Raw genomic sequence first — 18,768 nt, forward strand, 5'->3', positions numbered from 1 at the left:
GAGAATTAATTCATGGCCACTGAAAATGAAGCTTTGATTAATGATGAAGAAGTACAGATACACGTGGAGGAAATAGGTACCGAGGTATCTGCTGTTGACGGTGATTATGGCGCTGATCAGATTCAGGTTCTTGAGGGTCTGGAGGCAGTAAGAAAACGTCCTGGTATGTATATTGGCAGCACCTCTGAGCGCGGTCTTCACCATCTGGTATATGAGGTAGTTGATAACTCCATTGATGAGGCCCTTGCTGGTTACTGTACTGATATTGACGTAACTATTCATAACGACAACAGTATCACTGTTGTTGATAATGGCCGTGGTATTCCAGTTGACCTCCATGAAACCGGTAAGCCAGCTGTAGAGGTTGTTCTTACTGTGCTTCATGCCGGCGGTAAATTCGGTGGTGATGGCTACAAGGTATCCGGTGGTCTTCATGGCGTAGGTGTATCTGTAGTTAATGCCCTTAGTGAATATATGGATGTTCAGGTAAAGCGTGATGGCAAGATTCATGAAATTGCCTTTAAACGTGGTGTTACCACTTCTCCAATGACTATTACCGGGGATACGGAAGAAACTGGTACCAGAGTTCATTTCATGCCAGATAAGGAAATTTTCAGTGTCACTGAATATAATTTTGATACCCTTAAGCACAGACTTAGGGAGCTGGCTTTTCTGAACCGTGGCATTACAATTAATCTCAGCGATGAGCGCAGCGGTAATCGTGAATCCTTCCATTTTGAGGGTGGTATCCGTTCCTTTGTGGAGCATCTGAACCGCAAAAAAACCAAGATTAACGAGACTCCTATTTACTTTAATGGTACAAAGGATGATATCGTTGTGGAAATTGCTATGCAGTACAACGATACTTATCAGGAGAATATTTATAGCTTTGTAAATAACATCAACACTGAAGAGGGCGGTACTCACTTGGCTGGCTTTAAGATTGCTTTGACCCGTGCTGCCAATGATTTTGCCAAGAAGAATAATATTATCAAGGGAAATCAGCAAAATCTTTCCGGTGAGGATGTACGTGAGGGTCTTACCTGTGTTATCAGCTTAAAGATCCGTGAGCCTCAGTTTGAGGGTCAGACCAAGACAAAGCTGGGTAACTCCGAGGTAAGAGGTATTGTGGACTCCATCGTATCAGAGGGGCTTAACGAATACTTTGAGGAAAATCCTGCTATTACCAAGCGTGTACTTGATAAGGCTGTTATGGCTTCCCGTGCCCGTGAGGCTGCCAGAAAGGCCCGTGAGCTCACCAGAAGAAAGAATGCCCTGGAGGTAAATTCCCTTCCTGGCAAGTTGGCTGACTGCTCCATTAAGGATCCTGAAAAGGCTGAAATCTATATCGTAGAGGGTGACTCTGCAGGTGGCAGTGCCAAGCAGGGACGTGACCGTCGTTTCCAGGCTATTTTGCCTCTTCGCGGTAAGATTCTCAATGTTGAGAAGGCCCGTCTTGACAAGATTTACAGCAATGCAGAAATTCGTACCATGATTACAGCCTTTGGTAGTGGTATCGGTGATGAATTCGATATTTCCAAGCGTCGCTACGGCAAAATTATCATTATGACAGATGCGGATGTTGATGGTGCCCATATCCGTACTCTCCTTCTCACCTTCTTCTATCGCTATATGAAGCCTTTGATTGAACGTGGCCATGTATATATTGCTCAGCCACCTCTTTATCAGATTCGCAAGGGCAAGAAGCACTGGTATACCTTCAGTGATGAGGAGCTGGAGGCAAAGCTGAATGAGGTGGGCCGTGATGGCGTAAATGTTCAGCGTTATAAGGGTCTTGGTGAGATGAATCCTGAGCAGCTTTGGGAAACCACCATGGATCCTGAGACCAGAACCATGCTCCGCGTTGATATGGAGGATGCTCAGGAGGCAGATGAGCTCTTTAATATCCTTATGGGTGACAAGGTTGAGCCTCGTCGTCAGTTTATTGAGGAACACGCCAAATATGTAAGAAATCTGGATATTTGATTTTTTGACATTTTTTAATTTATTTTTCAGAATTGTGATATATACTCTCTATAAAGAGGTGAATATTGACTATGAATACATTAAAAACAACAGTATTAATGGCCCTGCTTATGGGTATTATGATAGCCATCGGCAGTGCCTTTGGAGGACGTCATGGAGCTATGCTTATGCTGCTGATTTCCCTGGGTATGAACTTCTTTACTTATTGGTTCAGTGATACCATGGTATTGAAAATGTATGGTGCCAGGGAGATATCCCAGGAGGAGGCTCCACAGCTGTTTAATATGGTTGCCGGTTTGGCTGCCAATGCACAGCTTCCAATGCCTAAGGTTTGCATTGTAAATAGTGCTATTCCTAATGCCTTTGCCACTGGCCGTAATCCTTCACATGCAGCTGTGGCTGTAACTACGGGAATTATGAATGCCCTGTCTCCGCAGGAGTTAAGTGGTGTTCTTGCCCATGAGCTTTCTCATATTAAGCATCGTGATACTCTGATTTCCACTGTGGCGGCAGCTATTGCCGGTGTTATTTCCATGATTGCCAATATTGCCCAATGGTCCATGATTTTTGGCAGCAGCTCTGATGATGACGATAATGGTAATATTGTTGGTCTTTTGGCCACCATTATACTGGCTCCGTTGGCTGCAGCACTGATTCAGATGGCTATTTCCCGCTCCCGTGAGTATGAGGCGGATAAGTCAGGGGGAGAAATTTGCGGCAATCCAAATTATTTGGCTGATGCCCTGCAGAAGATTGAATATTATTCAATGCATGCAAGACCAATGGAACAGGCTACTCCAGCCACTTCCCACATGTTTATAATTAATCCTTTGGCTGGCTCAAATATGAAGCTGTCCACACTTTTCAGCACTCATCCTGCTACCAGCGAGAGAATTCAGCTTCTCCGTCAGCAGGCAGCTGCCATGGGAAAATAAACTAAAAAAGCAATAAAAAAGACTGCTCTTTGATGTGAGCAGTCTTTTATTTTTTTTAATGCCATATTATGAATTGATTTTGGTGACCTGGGTTTTACCTATGAGTCCCATGATTGCCATAAGCTGATCAAGGGATTTTTCTTGGTCCTTAATATTTTTGATAACAAAATCAGTGTTTTTCCAGTTATCAAACTCACCATTATTTTCTGCATATTCAAGATGATACTTCATGTCCACATTGTTGTGTCCCATCTTGAGCATACGATCAATAAGAGTAACATAGTCAACCATGATAAATACTGTTTCCAGATTATTGGTCAACAGCTTGCTGACCTGCTTTACACCATTAATGGTAAGCATGGTAACAGAAATCTTTTCAGTTTTTAGAGCATTAAGCACATCATTTTTTAAAAGGCCGTAATAATCACCCTTGTAAGTGACCTTCACTATCCAATCCTGTTTGAGAAAGTCACTCTGGCTCAGAAACTTGGTTGTAGTACGATTTTTGTCGAATTCCATAGGTGCCCTGGTGGTATAAACAGGAATGTAGTGAACTCCCATCTCAACCAATCTGGATATGAGTGTTGATTTACCACTGGCATGAGGGCCTATTAATGCATAAATTTTCGAGGTCATATACATCACCATCAATTCATTCTGTAAAAAACGATACTTCTTATGGTACTATATATTCATTTTATCACAAAAAAAAACAAATAAGTAGAGGCAAATCAAATTAATTTCAAAAAAATATTAACGAAAACACAAAACGGGCAGCTACCGAACGCTACCCGTTTCATGCCATCTACCTATTTCCACCAAAACACTGTCCCCACAGTGTTCACCCAAAATGATAATAACATAATTTCATACGAAATTCAATTATTCTATGATATTATTAAATAAAAGTTTTGAATTTTTTATAAGGGGCGAAAAAAATGATTCAGGGGATTATAGATATTGGTTCAAATACTGTTCGCATGGCAATTTATGAAATTGAGAATGGTGCCATGGAACTTATTTTAAAGAAAAAGCATATGGTGGGATTGGCAGCCTATCTTAATGACAATATTATGAGTCAGGAGGGTGTGGACAAGGTCTGTCAGGTTCTGGATGAATATAAGGAATTTCTGGATGTATTCAGCATAAACAATGTTATGGCCTTTACCACTGCTGCTCTAAGAAATTGCAAAAACAGCCAGCAGGTGGTGTCGGAAATAATCCAACGCACTGGTATTAATATCGTGGTTATATCCGGAGACAAGGAAGCTGAATATGATTTTGTAGGTGCCACCAGAAATATTGATATGAGTGAGGGGCTTCTTGTGGATATTGGCGGTGGCAGTACGGAGCTGGTTTATTATGAAAATAACCAGATTACTCATAAAATAAGTCTGCATATTGGCTCCTTGGGATTGAAAAAGGAATGCTGTGCTTCCTTTATGCCAAATAGTGACGAAGTTGAAAAAATGTATACCAGATCCCAGGAAATAATAGACAGCGCCAGTGATTTTAAGGATATTAAATCAAAGGTAATCTGTGGCATTGGGGGGACATTTAAGGGAACCAGAGCACTTTACAATGCCCTTTATAGTACTGACAGGAGAAATAAGGAGATAGATACGGCCAAATTGTCTGACATGATAAGACGTTTTGTATCCACGGGAAAGCTGACGCAGGCCGAGTCCGTTATTCTCATGAAAAATATTCCTGACAGAATACATACCATTATTTCTGGTATGGTTATCGCAGATGTGATTGCCAAAAGGTTTGCCGCTGAAAAGGTTATTTACAGCGATTCAGGGGTTCGGGAGGGCTTTATCTATTCGGAAATCATAAAATGATAACTTGTTCAGAAATAATGACAAAACGAGGCTCCTTATTAGCCATAAATGCCTATTTATCAAAGGATTACAGGGATTTAATCTTTATATATTGGGCAAAATATGGTATAATAAGGAGCTAATTGATTTTGTATTAAACTTTTTGAGGTGAGATAGTGGAATTCGGCGAAGGTAAGATTTTACCGGTAAATCTGGAACAGGAGATGCGTAATTCTTATATTGATTACGCCATGAGTGTTATTGTTTCCAGAGCAATACCAGATGTTCGTGACGGTCTGAAGCCTGTACACAGACGTATTCTTTACGCTATGCAGGAAGCCGGCATGACTCCTGGAAAACCATATAAAAAATCCGCACGTATTGTAGGCGAAGTATTGGGTAAATATCACCCACATGGTGATAGCTCCGTATATGATGCTATTGTTCGTATGGCTCAGGACTTTTCCATGCGCTATATGCTGGCAGATGGTCATGGTAACTTTGGTTCCGTGGATGGCGACCCTGCTGCAGCAATGCGTTATACTGAGGTTCGTATGTCAAGAATTTCTGAGCTTATGCTTCAGGATATTGACAAGGAAACCGTTGATTTTACGCCTAACTATGATGAATCCTTAAAGGAACCAACTGTACTGCCATCAAAGTTCCCTGAGCTTTTGGTAAACGGTACATCCGGTATAGCTGTAGGTATGGCCACCAACATTCCTCCTCATAACATGAATGAGGTTATTGATGGTGTGCTGATGCTTATTGATAATCCTGATGCTACTGCTGAGGAGCTTATGACCGTTATTAAGGGACCAGATTTCCCTACTGGCGGTCTTATTATGGGTACTGCTGGCATTAAGAGTGCTTATTCCACCGGTCGTGGTCAGATTAAGATGCGTGCCAAGGCAAATATTGAGACCATGTCCAATGGCAAGCCTCGTATTATCGTTACTGAGCTTCCATATCAGGTGAATAAGGCACGTCTTATTGAAAAGATTGCTGAGCTGGTTCGTGAAAAGCAGATAGAAGGTATTACTGACCTTAGAGATGAATCTGACCGCAGCGGTATGCGTATCGTTATGGAGCTTCGCAAGGATATAAATCCTGATATTATGCTTAATCAGCTCTATAAGCATACCCAGATGCAGGAAACCTTCGGCGTTATAATGCTGGCTTTGGTGGAAAATCAGCCAAAGGTGCTGACCCTGAAGCAGGTTCTCCACTACTACATTAAGCATCAGGAAGATGTTATTACCAGACGTACCCGCTACGAGCTGGCTAAGGCCGAGGCAAGAGCCCACATTTTGGAGGGTTTGAATATTGCTCTGGACCACATTGATGCAGTAATTACCACCATTCGTGAGTCCCGTACTGCTGATATTGCCCGCACTGCCCTTATGGAAGGCTTCAGCCTCAGTGAAAAGCAGGCACAGGCTATCCTTGATCTGAGACTTCAGCGCCTCACCGGTCTGGAGCGTGAGAAGATTGAGGAAGAATACCAGGAAATTTTAAAGAGAATTGAATGGTTGAAGTCTGTATTGGCTGATGAGTGGAAAATTATGGAAATCATCAAGGAGGAGCTCACCGAGGTTAAGCGCAAGTTCGGTGATGAGCGTCGTACCAATATTACCCACGATATGAGTGAGATTGATATTGAGGATATGATTGCTGATGATGATGTGGTTATTTCCATTACCCACAGAAATTATATCAAGCGCATTAAGCTGGATACATATAGGAGACAGAATCGTGGCGGTACCGGTGTAAATGGTATGCCTACCAAGGAGGATGATTTCGTTGAAAATCTCCTGATTACCACCAACCATCACACCATCCTGTTCTATACCAACAAGGGCCGCGTATATTATCTCAAGGCTTATCAGATTGCAGAGGCCAGCCGCACCGCCAAGGGTACAGCTCTCATTAATCTGCTGAAGCTGGATAAGGACGAGAAGGTTAGTGCTGTTATTCAGGTAAGGGATTATGATCCTGATAAGTACCTCTTTATGGCCACCAAGATGGGTGTAGTTAAGCGTGTAAGCCTGTCTGACTTCAATACCTCCCGTAAGATTGGCGTTATTGCCATCAGCCTTCAGGAGGATGATGAGCTCATCGGTGTTAAGATTACCAATGGTCAGCAGAAGATTATGCTGGGTACCAAAAATGGTATGGCCATTGCCTTTGAGGAGGACCAGGTTCGCGTTATGGGCCGCGTAGCCAGAGGCGTAAAGGGTATCAGACTTACCCCTGGTGACGAGGTGGTGGCTATGGACAGCCTGAAGGAAGATGCTGACGTGCTTACCGTTACTGAGTGTGGTTTGGGCAAGCGTACTACCATTGACCAGTACACCGTTCAGCACCGCGGCGGTAAGGGCCTGATTAACCTTAAGGTTACTGAAAAGACCGGTAAGGTAATTGGCATGGCTGTGGTTCAGGAGGATCATGAGCTGCTTCTTATTACTGAGGGCGGTGTGGTTCTGAGAACATCCATCAGCGGTATCAGCCAGATTGGCCGCAACACCCAGGGTGTTATCATTATGAAGCCAAGTGAGGGAGATAAGGTTTCCTCCATGGCAACTCTGTTGCAGAAAAATGACTAGCATTTAATTAAATTAGGGGATGTCGCACTGAGAGAAATTAGTGACGATGTCCTCTTTTTTGGTGCAAAAAAATATGGGCGACTGCACTAGGCAATCGTCCATATTTTTTTTAAAGTTTAATTTGCGGTTTTTCCGGCACTAGGTACTGTAGGAGATGGAGTTGGCCCCTTGGTTTTTGGCTTGGTTTCCTGCACCACAGGCTCCTGCTTCATTGATGACTCCTCTTTTTCGTAAGGGTCCTTTCTCAGCTTTTCATCAGTGGACTCCCTCTTGGTAATTTGCTTTGCTCTTTCTATATCCTCAGTGTTCTCATGACGATATATTTCCCTTGCCTCCTCAGCATTGAGCTCCCGGGCATTGTTTGGAATGGATTCCTCATATTCACGGGTATCCTCTGCCAGATCATCTCTGAGATTCTTATCCAGGGTAGTATCAAGGGTATTGGCAACAGTAGTTCTCAGCTTGCCCAGATCAGGAATCCAGTAGCTTACACCATCTATATACATTGGCTTTCCAGGCAGCATTTCTGCCTGCAGCCCTGATTTTTGGGCATCCTTAAGGGAGGTGGCAAATTCAATAAGCTGCTTTACAGAAAGGTCTGTCTGTACCGAGCCCACCACTTCCTTGATAATAGACGGAATACGTGGAATAATAGCCGGGGATGTTACCTTATCCATTACGGCCTGCATGAATTTTTGCTGGCGTCTGATACGGCCAATATCACCCTCCTCATCACGGTAACGTACATAGGTAATGGCAGTATCGCCGTCCATGTGTTGTAATCCTGGCTGAAGGTCGATGAGAAGGCCACCATCATCATCCCATACATCCTCGTAGTACATTCGCTTTTCTACGTTTATATCCACGCCTCCTATGGCATCAATAATTTTCTTGAAGGATTTTATGTTAATCAGGATATGGTGCTCCATGTGAACACCAATTAGATCCTCCACAGTGTCCTGAGTCAGCTCATAGCCTCCATAGGCATAGGCTGCATTAATTTTATCAAAGCCATATCCCTTGATTTTTACACGGGTATCACGAGGAATAGACAGGAGAGCCGCCTTTTTCTTTTTAGGGTCCAATGTGGCTATCATCAGAGTATCTGAACGGCCCACATCACCTTCTCGCTCATCCACACCCATAATCATAACGATAATTTTATCCTTGGCCGTCATAAGATTTGTCTTTTCCGGCTTGGCAGGCTTATCAAAGAGAACGGATGAAGCAAACAGGGCTCCTGCCACTGCCGCAATTGCAAAGGCACATAGGAGCAGGAACATTGGCCAGAAATTGCTTTTCTTTTTCCGGCGTCGCTTAGAGCGGTAGATGGGTGGCTCTTGATTGTATTTATTATTTGGCAATATCTTCGCTTCCTTTTTTTATATGAAAGAATTGTATTTTAAAATTTAAACTGCCCAAATAGTATATTATTTTCAAATAACTTATGCAACTAATTGTGGATAATATTTCCGTTTTTTCAAGTATAATTTTGAAAAATGAAAAGGAGATGTAAAATATCCACAAGTTTTATTGGATATTTTTGAAAAAATGAACCTATATATTGTGTTTTTGATGGAAAAAGCCACTATATATTGAGTTATTCACAAAGTTATCCACTTTATCCACAGAAATAGAACACATATTATGTGTATAAATGATAATATCTGTGGATAATTATTTCAAACGGTCATAATGCTGTCTGGCCTTTTCATTATTAGGGTCAAGCTCTTTGGCTTTGCCAATATCCTGAAGGGCCTGGTTGATATTACCCATTTGTTCATAGGTAAGTCCCCGATAAAGGTAGGCCTCTGCAAAATCACTATCCATGCTGATTGCCTTTTCCAATGCTTCCATTGCTCTTTCGTATTCACCAGTTGCCAGATATATTTCACCTAAAAGACAATAGTCGTATTTCTTCGGTTTATTATTGGACATTTCCTTCTGTACATTGCTTAAGGCATCCTCATATTGCTCCATGGCCAGATAGGTTCTGGCTATATATCTATTTATACCAGGGAATTTAGGATTCAGGCGAAGAACCCTATTGTAGTTTTCCATGGCCTTATCATAATCATGGTATACATCGTTATAAAGCATACCCAGATTGCAATAGCCATAATCGTAGGAAGGGTCTATCTGTACAGAGGTTTCAAAGCATTCACGGGCCTTTTCATAGTTCATCAATACATCTTCATAAATTATTCCCAGATTGTTATATGCCTTGACATACCGAGGATCGTAGCTAAGAGCTTTTTGATAGCATTCAATGGCGTTAGAATAATCCTTGTTATTATCATAATCAAGGCCATCATTATATGCCAGCTTTGCCATTGCTGTATTATATGTAGATGAAGTATGTGGTTCATTTCTCATAAATTTGTCTCGAAGCTGCTTCATACGGAAGCGGATATTCTGCTTTTCTATTTCGCTGTAGGCCCGGGCATATTTATGCTTCAATTCATCCATTTCACGTATCAGACGGTTACGCTCCTCCCTTTGTCGACAGCTTTTCTGGATAGACTCAATAGAAGTGTGCTTAAAGTCGTTGGTGTCTACCACCGCAACAAGATGGCAATAATACATGGTACCATTTCCTCTGGTTGAGCTGGTAAATTGTGGCAATCCCTGAACTTTTATAACGCTGGCAGCATAGCTATGTAATTCAGAAAAGGTCAGCTGGTCAAAATACAATTCAGGTGAAGTGTCAACAAAAATAGCAGCCTGCTCGCTGGCAATTTGCAATGCCTCATACTTGGCACGTTCTTTGGCAAGTGCTTCATCTTCAAGCTCATTGTTTATCAGGAAGTAGGAGCCATCACCTTCTACCTGATGCCTCTCTGCAAATGCTGATGTGGAAAGAAATAATGGCAATAATAGGATTATTCCCATGATTAATATGTTTTTCTTGAGTGTGTTTAGGCTATTCATCTTCAGCACCTCTACTCCCTTATGATTATCTTGTGAAAATATCGTTATGTTATTTATATACATTAAGCTACATAAGTGTTATAAAAAACTCCCAGCTGGTGCCGGGAGTCATTTAAAAGCAAAATATTAAATTATAGCATTTTTCTTGCCAATTTCTTTTACTTGTTCAACGGTGAGCTTAGTGGCACGGGCAATCATTTCTATAGATAATTTTTCTTTGAGCAACTCTATTGCAACCTCAGCTCTACCTTCAGCTCTATTTCTCTCAATTACCTCACACATCTCGCTCACTCCTTCCTCAGTAGTCTTAAATCTACGTTTACGACTTGATGTAGCGGGGAAACGAATATCATCATACGCATTATCCTCTGTAAATATATTCATAAGTAATGCCACATTTGAGCCATCACTTGTTATCAACAATAAAAGTGGAAAGGCCAGCTGCTTCCCATCACTCCTGGTAGTGATGTCGATTAAACAGAGGGTTAAAAAGCCAGGCGCCAAGACTGCTTAGTAGCCCGTTCCGGTTCAGTTGATATGTATATCGTAGCAGATATTTTGGTTGATGGATAATTGATATGTTTAAAAAACAGACATTATAGCAAAATCTGACGTTCATACAGCCTTACCTTTTGTTTTTTCTTCAACGCGTTTGGTAGCCTTACAAATAAATTCTATGCAGGCCTTCAAAATAGTGTCATATTTTACCTCATCATATTTATTTCCGCCTTGCGTCCAGTGGTATAATAATAGCAGATATACATTTCAAGGAGTCAAGCGAATGCATACGAATAATTCCTTTAACGGGCTGGTGGAAAATACTCGCACCATTCATGAAGTCACCTCCGGCTGGGCCAAAAGTGCGGTCAACCAGTCCCTGACTGCCCGGAACTGGGCAATCGGTTTCTATATTGTGGAATATGAACAGAACGGCAATGACCGCGCAGAGTATGGTACCAAGCTATTGGAAAAGCTGGCGGCCCGCCTTTCCATCAAGGGCCTTGACCGCTCTATGCTCAATTTATGTCGCCTGTTTTACCTGCGCTATCCCCAGCTGGGCGAAGCGGTGACCAAGCGACTCATGCAGACCGGCGGGCTACAAACGCCTCTTTTGCCCAAAACAGCCACCCCGCAGATTTGTGAGTCAGTGAATCACAAATTCACCACGACCCCGGAAACGCTGCTCAGCCACCTGTCCTTTACCCATATTCGCGAGATTATGTCCCTTGAAGATGACTTCCAGCGGTTCTTCTACGAAACCGAATGCATCAAATGTGGCTGGAGCGTCCGGGAATTGCGGCGGCAGATTGCCACTAACCTCTATTTGCGTGCGGGAATCAGTCAAAAGCCGGAACTGCTGCTGACAAAAGGAACACAGGACTTAACCGTCAAAGAGCCTTTCGCTTTGGAATTTTTGGGTTTGGAGGCCAAAGAGGCCGTATCGGAATCGGACTTGGAAAATTCGCTGATTGCCCATCTGGAAGAATTCTTGCTGGAACTGGGCAAAGGCTTTTGTTTTGAAGCTCGGCAAAAGCGGATTATCATTGACGATAATTATTATTTCCCGGATTTGGTATTCTATAATCGCCTGCTTCATTGCCATGTCATCATTGAACTTAAAAATGACGAGTTCCGCCATGAATATCTTGGCCAGCTTAATGCTTATGTGGCCTATTACAAGGAAAATGAAATGACGCCGGGAGATAATCCGCCTATCGGCATCCTGCTCTGTACGAAAAAAGGCGCAAAAATGGTGGAATACGCCCTGTCTGGCATGGACAATCAGCTGTTTGTGTCCACCTATATGCTCCAGCTGCCCGATAAGGCCATGTTGGAAAAATTTCTGTTAAAAGAAATAAATACCGATTAATCTCGATGTTAATTTCAGATTGAGTATAAACATAGTTAGCAATCTGATTGTAATCCTTTCTATTATTTACACCAATAAAGAATGTTCCTTGTGAAGAATGTGAACAATGTGGCGAAATTGAAATATCTAACGAGGTCATGCAAAAACTGGATAAAATCATTGATACTGCCAAACAGCTTATGCAGGAAGTAGCTGTTATTGACTATAAAATGACTGCCTAATTCTAAAAGATTAAGGACCAGCTTGTAAGTTGGTCTTTTTTTATACGATTAGCGCAGTTATCCACATTTCTTGTGTTGATAGATGTTAATAACTGTGGATAACCTGTGGAAATTGTGTATAAACAGGGCTTTTGGGCTTTGGAAAAAATGAATTGATAAAATTATCCTTATCGAATAAAATATACCTAAGTAGTATCGGTATTATTACATTTGTAAAATATTAAGCAAAGGAGCCATGAAATATGTTAAATGAAGATATTTGCGACACTATGGTTAAGATGGCCAAGGATGCCCGCCAGAAAGCCTACAGCCCTTATTCTAACATTAAAGTTGGTGCTTGCATTTTAGCATCTGACGGCACTTTGTATGGAGCTTGCAATGTGGAAAACGGTTCCAGCAGCTTGTCTGTATGCGCTGAAAGGGCTGCGGTTTATAAGGCTATTTCCGATGGCAAGCAGGAGTTTGATGCAGTTGCCGTGGTGGCAGATACAGAGAATCCATTTGTGCCATGCGGTGGCTGTCTACAGGTTATGGCGGAATTCGATATTCCGGAGGTTGTTATGGCCAATCTGGATGGTGATATCCGCGTAATGAAGCTGGAGGAGCTGGCACCATTTGTTAAGTACATGGGTATCAACCATGTTAAGGGACGCTATGAATCCCATTTCAGTGTATTTGATGAGCTGGAATAAGCAGCTGAAATTTTAAAATTTGATATTAAAAATAAGGCTATGACCGCTTGGCATCATGTGATGCACCTGGTCACAGCCTTTTTGTTTGCTTTTAATGTATGGATTTTTTCTTGAAGCGGCCGCCTACTATGTCGTGAACGGGGTTTATGGTTATGAAGGCGTTTTCATCCTTGTCGATGGTAATATCCTTCAGCTTGTCCACCTCCAGGCGGGTCACTACGCAATAAATAACCTTTTTGGGATCCCCGGTGTAGGCCCCCATGCCCTTTATAAAGGTAACACCACGACCAAGGCGGTGCATCAGGGCATCGGCTATTTCATCGCTTTCCTCGGAGACAATCATTACAGCGTAGGATTCGTCCAGACCCTTGATTACCACATCAATCATCTTGGAAATAATGAAGTATGCCACCAGTGAATACATGGCCTTGTCCCAGCCAAATACGAAGCCGGCGGCACCAAGAATAAAGATGTTGAAGAACAGCACTACTTCTCCAACGGAGAAGGTAGTACGCTTGTCCATGATAATGGCCACGATTTCTGTACCATCCAGGGAGCCGCTGTTTCGGATTATCAGTCCCACACCAATACCGGCCACAATACCACCGAAGATGGCGGCTAAAAAGAAGTCATCCGTCACCTGGGGTACCGGCTTAAAATATTCAGTCCACAGAGATAACAACAAAATAGAAACTATAGTGGATATGGAAAAGGTTTTGCCGATGTGTTTATATCCCAAATATAGGAAGGGAATATTAATGACTACCAGGTACACACTGAAGCTGATTGGGGTAAGGGACGCAGCCATAATGGATATGCCTACCACACCACCATCAATGATATTGTTGGGAATAAGGAAGGTTTCCAGACCCACGGCATAGAGAAAGGCACCAAAGCACAGTATGAAAAATTTCTTAACATAGCTGCCAAGAGTTTTTCTTTTGCGCACGAATTCCTTTTTAACTTGTAAATCAATTATTGGTGAGTCTTCCTCTTTGATAGGGGCGTTTTCGTTTATTTTATTCTGGGAAGAAATCTCTGATTCAGATGCTTTAGAGGCATCTGCTTTATCTGAAATTTTGTCAATTATTTTCGGTTCTATATCACTGTTTTCTATATGCTCATTTTGGGTTTCATTCATATTTTTTCACCTCTAATATTTATTAAAGCACAAGAATATAGATGGCACAAGTAATCTTTAATATAGTAGCTAATAATAGAAATTCACTTTTTGAAAAAAGTTTCAGTAAATTTTAATTATTACTTGATTTTTACATTTGTAACATAGATAATGAAATTGTGTTTACAATTATGCGAACGATTTTTCTGGCATAATAGAAATTAGGGGGAAATAGGGGTATGACTCGTGACAGGGACAAGCTATCCATTAACGTGGCCAAGCTGTATTACCGCTCGGAATACAGTCAGCAACGGATAGCGGAGGAGCTGGGCATATCGAGGCCGTCGGTGTCGAGGCTGCTGCAATATGCCAAGGATAAGGGCTATGTTAAAATCCAAATTATGGACCCGGTGGAGGATATGTCCAATATGGAGCAGATGCTTGTGGAAAAGTATCATCTCCATGAGGTGCGTATAGCTTCTTCCACCATCAACGATGAAAATGAAATCAAGAAGTACATCGGTATCAAGGCAGCCGAGTATCTTGATTCCATTGTGCAGGATGGGGATATTATAGGCGTTGGTTGGGGGACCACTCTATATGATATGTCCTGTTCATTGTTGCCAAGGGTGCTGAAGGGCTCACAGATTGTGCAGCTGGAGGGTGGTGTGACCCATTCCAAGTGGCGCAACTACGCCAAAGATATTTTGGAGAATTTTTCCAATAATTACAGCACCATTGCCCAATATTTGCCGTTGCCGGTAGTGTTTGGCAGTCGTGAGGTAAAGGAAATGGTGGATCAGGACCGTCATATCAAGAGGGTTCTGGAAATGGGCTCTCATGCCAATATTGCCGTTTTTGGCGTTGGTACGGTTCGTCCAAATGCCTTGTTCTTCCGTCTGGGCTATACTGACCAGGAGGAACAGACAAGAATTCAGCAGATAGCTGTGGGGGATATTTGTTCCCGTTTCTTTGATGCAGATGGGCGTATCTGTAACAAGGAGCTGGATGCCCGTACCGTGGGTATCACCCTTGATGAGCTTAGGAATAAGGAGCACAGCATTATGATTGCCGGTGGTGAGGCAAAGGTGCCTGCCATCAGGGCAGCTTTAAAGGGTCATTATGCCAATGTGTTCATAACGGATCAGTTTACTGCCAAGGAGCTGCTGAAGGATTAATAACTGAATATGTGAGAAGAAAAAAACTCTTCCCGATGTGTCAATGGCGACACAGCTCACGGGGAGAGTTTTTGTTTTAGTTTATGCCCACCAGCTTGAGCAGGAACTGAGCGTTGGTGGTTTTACACGGGCCATCCTTCATAGTGTAATCAAAGAGAAGTTTATCTTCATGGAAATGCTCCTCAAAATGGTAATTGTTTACAGGCACCTGCTCTGATTTAATGTTGCACAGCTCAAAATCATGGGTGGAAACCAGGGTAATGAGATTAGTACGGCTGAGATGCTTCAGTGCAGCCTCTGCCCCTACGATTCTGTCAGCGGAGTTGGTACCCTTAAATATTTCGTCGATAACTGCAAGAACAGGGATACCCTTATTTGCAGTTTCAATCATATTTTTTATACGTATAAGCTCAGCATAGAAGGTGGATATGCCGCTGCTAAGATCATCATTAACCCTTATGGAGGTGAGAATATGTACAGGAGTCAGCTTAAAGCCCTTGCCACATACTGGTGCTCCTGCGTAGGCAAGAACACAGGAGCTGGCCAGAGTCCGCAGCCATGTGGTTTTACCGGACATATTGGAGCCGGTAATAATGTTTAGGGAAGGCTTTAAAGTAAGGGAATTTGGTACAGTCTCTCCATAAGGAATAAGGAGATGGCTAAGCTCATTTGCCTCTATATGGGGGTCGTTAGGGTTATCATTTACAAGCTCCGGCATAATGGCATCTGGTCTGATATGGCCGATAACGGACAGGCTTATGGCAGCTTCTGCCTCATACCAGATGTTCAGCCACGTTTCCAGCTTATGGCCATATTCCTTCTGCCAACTTATAAACATTCTTACCACGTGAAAATCCCATAAAACCAGGGCATTGAGTGCAAACAGCAAAATGAAATTATGGCGCACCTCTGCCATGGCACACAGCTTTCCCAGACTGCGGATAGGCTTTAGGGCCTCATCAATTTCTGCGGGATCAAGTCGTCCCATTTTTTCAGGCAGCATGGATTTCATGGTATATAGCAGCTGACAATAGGTAATTAATTCTTTATTAAGCTTATAAAGGGGTGTTATATGAACAGCATTTTTTCCCAGGGATGCTAAGGCAATACCAAGTTGTATGATAAATATTACTATGGACGCTTCCATGGGAATCAGATTCATCAGGCCAGCTCCAAGAAGTATAATGGCAGCCGCTGGCAGAATAAATATAAATTTATTAGTAAAGGAACCAGGGTCATGCTGTCTGTCCTTAAGGTAGTCCAAAAGGTTTTGGACACTGTGCTTTAAAGGAATCTGACGGCTGATGGCCTGTAGCTTAATGGAGTCCTCCACCCTGCTATTAAAGAAGGCAGTTTCATCCTGACGCAGCTTCAGTTCATTGGTGTTAATAGGATAAGGTACAAGACGGCTGGCCAGAAGGCGGCGGCCCTCAAGGGTACGGGCTGTATTAAGGTACTGGTAAATTGAAGCCTCGCCTAATATATTAAGGTCAATGTCCTGGGTAAGATTCCTATCAAGGAAATCCTCTCCCCTGTCTTCAAATTTTTTCCAGTCACCTGTAAAACGGCTAATATAATCATTAATAACGGCTTCCCGGTTTATCTCGTAATTAAGGTCATCGTGGAGGCGGCTATGGCCCCGTATTAAATAGAAGAAATAGGCAAAAATCAATATTCCAGCCAAAAGGGGCCAGGGTGAATTCATATCATATGCCACTGCCACCGTCACCAACAGTGCCAAAAAGGATAGGGTGCGCTTGGTGGTAAAAAGCTGGCTTTTCCTTTTGTATCCTTCTATAGTTGCCTGGGATTCCCGGCGTAGCTGTTCAAAATAAGACAAATCCATAGTTGGCCCTCCTTGCCAGTATTCACAAAACAAATTATACAATTTATGAGGTGAATTAACAAATTATCTTAAAATTTATCAGACAACCAGTCTTTTTTAGATAGACATATTAAAAAAAGTATGTATGGAGTATACAAAACAAAAAATACTTGCTATAATGAAAATGTGTAAAGCTGAAAATAGTGTGAATTTTCAGCGAATTTATATCATTTATCTCATTATGTTTATTATTAATGGAGGGATGAAAAATGTCAGAAGAAGAAGGTAAGAAATCTATTCTTGACAGTCTGGGCAAGTGGATTATTATTGCCACAATCCTGGGTGCTGTCGTAGGTCTGGTAATGGGGCCACCAGCCCACATGTTTGCTCCAGTGGGTGATTTGTTTATGTCACTCATCAAAATGGTAGTTGTACCTATGGTTTTCTTCTCATTAGTAGGAGGAGCTGCTTCATTGGGAAATTCCAAAGGTGCAGGCAAAATCGGTCTTATAACATTTATTTATTATGGCGTAACCACTGCCGTAGCTGTAGCATTGGGATTGTTCTTCAGTGAGATGTTCAAGCCAGGTGCTGGCATCAATATGGCAGCAATTTCTGAGGCAGCTATCGATATCGATATGTCCCAGAGCGGTCAGATTCCAGGCTTCTGGGAGACTGTAATCGGTTTCGTTCCAACTAATCCATTTGCTGCCCTGGTTCAGGGTAACATCCTCCAGACCATCGTATTTGCACTGTTTGTAGGCTTTGCCTTGGCTATGCTGGATGAGGATAAGAAGAAGTTCATGATGAACATCTTCAATTACTTTACCGAGATTTTCATTAAGATTATGACTGCCATTATGTGTGTGGCTCCTATCGGTGTATTTGCCCTGATGGCTGATGCCACTGGTACCTTTGGCTATGACGTATTGGTTAAGATTATTAATCTGATTGTTCTCTATGTAGTTGTACTGGCCATCGTTACCTATGTAATGATTGGTGGTTCTGTAGCTCTCTTCTCCAAGAAGGTTGGCTATGTTCAGTTCTTCAAGAGCATGTGGAAGTGCCAGGTATTTGCCTTCTCCACTGCTTCTTCCATGGCTACCTTGCCATTGAACATGAAGACCAACGAGGAAGAATTTGGCCTTGATAAAGGTACTGTTTCCTTTGCCCTGCCACTGGGTGCTACCATTAATATGAATGGTAATGCGGCATACTATGCAATGGCAGCCACCTTTATTGCCCAGATGTTTGGTATGGAGCTGAGCTTTGGACAGTATATTGCCATTATTATTACTTCCACCTTGGGTGCTGTTGGTCAGGCCGGTGTGCCTGGTCCTACCCTGTTGGTAGTTGCTGTATTGGTAGCTGCTGGTATTCCTATCGAGGCTTTGCCAATTCTCTTTGGTGTAGATCGTATCTTCGATATGCTTCGTACTGCTGTTAACATCACTGGTGATGCAGCCTGTGCATGTATCGTTGATCGTTTCCGTGAGGAATAAGTTCAATAAGCTAGGAGATATTTTAGAGTGTCGTCTTTTGACGGCACTCTTTTATTTTTTTGTACAACACGTTATAATG

Annotated in this window: 15 protein-coding genes; 9 read left to right on the forward strand and 6 right to left on the reverse strand. The window is 42.4% G+C overall.

All coding sequences use genetic code 11. The features are described 5' to 3' along the window. Positions 1–12 precede the first annotated feature (12 nt). Together gyrB and htpX are read left to right on the forward strand one after the other, a co-directional pair. The gene (gene gyrB, locus T355_RS0104630) at positions 13–1,986 is read left to right on the forward strand and encodes a DNA topoisomerase (ATP-hydrolyzing) subunit B (RefSeq protein ID WP_027396733.1); all 1,974 of its coding nucleotides are present in this window, start codon (positions 13–15) and stop codon (positions 1,984–1,986) included. 71 nt (positions 1,987–2,057) lie between these two features. Beyond that, a complete protein-coding gene (gene htpX / locus T355_RS0104635) occupies positions 2,058–2,921 on the forward strand; it encodes a zinc metalloprotease HtpX (protein ID WP_027396734.1) in 864 nt (287 codons plus the stop codon). A 66-nt stretch (positions 2,922–2,987) separates the two neighbouring features. Here htpX and T355_RS0104640 read toward each other — a convergent pair whose 3' ends face one another. Continuing rightward, entirely contained in the window at positions 2,988–3,557 is a 570-nt protein-coding gene (locus T355_RS0104640) for a guanylate kinase (protein ID WP_027396735.1), read from the reverse strand. A 302-nt stretch (positions 3,558–3,859) separates the two neighbouring features. On the opposite strand from T355_RS0104640, the gene T355_RS0104645 reads away from it, so the two are divergent. Beyond that, positions 3,860–4,765 (forward strand): exopolyphosphatase, encoded by a 906-nt coding sequence (locus T355_RS0104645; RefSeq protein WP_027396736.1) that lies wholly within the window; start codon positions 3,860–3,862, stop codon positions 4,763–4,765. 155 nt (positions 4,766–4,920) lie between these two features. Then, positions 4,921–7,350: a DNA gyrase subunit A gene (gyrA, locus tag T355_RS0104650; protein WP_027396737.1), complete on the forward strand. Its 2,430-nt coding sequence runs from the start codon at positions 4,921–4,923 to the stop codon at positions 7,348–7,350. 116 nt (positions 7,351–7,466) lie between these two features. On the opposite strand, the gene T355_RS0104655 is transcribed toward gyrA, so the two are convergent. From T355_RS0104655 to T355_RS13560, 3 genes are all read right to left on the reverse strand, one after another. Then, the gene (locus tag T355_RS0104655) at positions 7,467–8,633 is read right to left on the reverse strand and encodes an LCP family protein (RefSeq protein WP_081777621.1); all 1,167 of its coding nucleotides are present in this window, start codon (positions 8,631–8,633) and stop codon (positions 7,467–7,469) included. Between the two features lie 394 nt (positions 8,634–9,027). Next, positions 9,028–10,281, reverse strand: a complete 1,254-nt coding sequence (locus T355_RS0104660) for a tetratricopeptide repeat protein (protein WP_027396739.1) — start codon at positions 10,279–10,281, stop codon at positions 9,028–9,030. A gap of 126 nt (positions 10,282–10,407) precedes the next feature. Then, positions 10,408–10,665: a hypothetical protein gene (locus T355_RS13560; RefSeq protein ID WP_037329854.1), complete on the reverse strand. Its 258-nt coding sequence runs from the start codon at positions 10,663–10,665 to the stop codon at positions 10,408–10,410. 397 nt (positions 10,666–11,062) lie between these two features. On the opposite strand from T355_RS13560, the gene T355_RS0104670 reads away from it, so the two are divergent. The 3 genes from T355_RS0104670 (at position 11,063) to cdd (ending at position 13,064) form a co-directional block, all read left to right on the forward strand. Continuing rightward, positions 11,063–12,151 carry a PDDEXK nuclease domain-containing protein gene (locus T355_RS0104670; protein WP_037329855.1) on the forward strand — a complete coding sequence of 363 codons (1,089 nt, stop codon included), beginning with the start codon at positions 11,063–11,065 and terminating at the stop codon, positions 12,149–12,151. 74 nt (positions 12,152–12,225) lie between these two features. Beyond that, entirely contained in the window at positions 12,226–12,372 is a 147-nt protein-coding gene (locus tag T355_RS15595) for a YgiT-type zinc finger protein (RefSeq protein WP_081777617.1), read from the forward strand. 242 nt (positions 12,373–12,614) lie between these two features. Then, complete coding sequence (gene cdd, locus T355_RS13565) at positions 12,615–13,064, forward strand: cytidine deaminase (RefSeq protein ID WP_051555374.1); 450 nt, start codon at positions 12,615–12,617, stop codon at positions 13,062–13,064. A gap of 91 nt (positions 13,065–13,155) precedes the next feature. Here cdd and T355_RS0104685 read toward each other — a convergent pair whose 3' ends face one another. Beyond that, positions 13,156–14,205 (reverse strand): YitT family protein, encoded by a 1,050-nt coding sequence (locus T355_RS0104685; RefSeq protein WP_081777618.1) that lies wholly within the window; start codon positions 14,203–14,205, stop codon positions 13,156–13,158. A 218-nt stretch (positions 14,206–14,423) separates the two neighbouring features. Between T355_RS0104685 and T355_RS0104690 the strand changes: the two genes are divergently transcribed. Further along, on the forward strand, positions 14,424–15,362 hold the full coding sequence (locus tag T355_RS0104690; protein WP_027396742.1) for a sugar-binding transcriptional regulator: 939 nt from the start codon (positions 14,424–14,426) through the stop codon (positions 15,360–15,362). A 76-nt stretch (positions 15,363–15,438) separates the two neighbouring features. Here the strand turns inward: T355_RS0104690 and T355_RS0104695 are convergent, their stop codons facing one another. Next, on the reverse strand, positions 15,439–17,208 hold the full coding sequence (locus T355_RS0104695; protein ID WP_027396743.1) for a MutS-related protein: 1,770 nt from the start codon (positions 17,206–17,208) through the stop codon (positions 15,439–15,441). Between the two features lie 248 nt (positions 17,209–17,456). Here T355_RS0104695 and T355_RS0104700 point away from each other — a divergent pair, with 248 nt between their 5' ends. Then, positions 17,457–18,689 (forward strand): dicarboxylate/amino acid:cation symporter, encoded by a 1,233-nt coding sequence (locus T355_RS0104700; protein WP_027396744.1) that lies wholly within the window; start codon positions 17,457–17,459, stop codon positions 18,687–18,689. The last annotated feature ends 79 nt before the right edge of the window (positions 18,690–18,768 follow it).

Origin of the sequence: Anaerovibrio lipolyticus LB2005 (assembly GCF_000621545.1) — a bacterium.
Lineage (GTDB): Bacteria > Bacillota > Negativicutes > Selenomonadales > Selenomonadaceae > Anaerovibrio > Anaerovibrio lipolyticus_A.

Coding starts and splice junctions, on each gene's coding strand:
- T355_RS13560 (WP_037329854.1), bottom strand. CDS start 10,665: ATGAATATATTTACAGAGGATAATGCGTATGATGATATTCGTTTCCCC.
- T355_RS0104685 (WP_081777618.1), bottom strand. CDS start 14,205: ATGAATGAAACCCAAAATGAGCATATAGAAAACAGTGATATAGAACCG.
- T355_RS0104695 (WP_027396743.1), bottom strand. CDS start 17,208: ATGGATTTGTCTTATTTTGAACAGCTACGCCGGGAATCCCAGGCAACT.
- T355_RS0104645 (WP_027396736.1), top strand. CDS start 3,860: ATGATTCAGGGGATTATAGATATTGGTTCAAATACTGTTCGCATGGCA.
- T355_RS0104660 (WP_027396739.1), bottom strand. CDS start 10,281: ATGAATAGCCTAAACACACTCAAGAAAAACATATTAATCATGGGAATA.
- T355_RS0104655 (WP_081777621.1), bottom strand. CDS start 8,633: ATGTTCCTGCTCCTATGTGCCTTTGCAATTGCGGCAGTGGCAGGAGCC.
- T355_RS0104670 (WP_037329855.1), top strand. CDS start 11,063: ATGCATACGAATAATTCCTTTAACGGGCTGGTGGAAAATACTCGCACC.
- T355_RS0104700 (WP_027396744.1), top strand. CDS start 17,457: ATGTCAGAAGAAGAAGGTAAGAAATCTATTCTTGACAGTCTGGGCAAG.
- gyrB (WP_027396733.1), top strand. CDS start 13: ATGGCCACTGAAAATGAAGCTTTGATTAATGATGAAGAAGTACAGATA.
- cdd (WP_051555374.1), top strand. CDS start 12,615: ATGTTAAATGAAGATATTTGCGACACTATGGTTAAGATGGCCAAGGAT.
- htpX (WP_027396734.1), top strand. CDS start 2,058: ATGAATACATTAAAAACAACAGTATTAATGGCCCTGCTTATGGGTATT.
- T355_RS0104640 (WP_027396735.1), bottom strand. CDS start 3,557: ATGACCTCGAAAATTTATGCATTAATAGGCCCTCATGCCAGTGGTAAA.
- T355_RS0104690 (WP_027396742.1), top strand. CDS start 14,424: ATGACTCGTGACAGGGACAAGCTATCCATTAACGTGGCCAAGCTGTAT.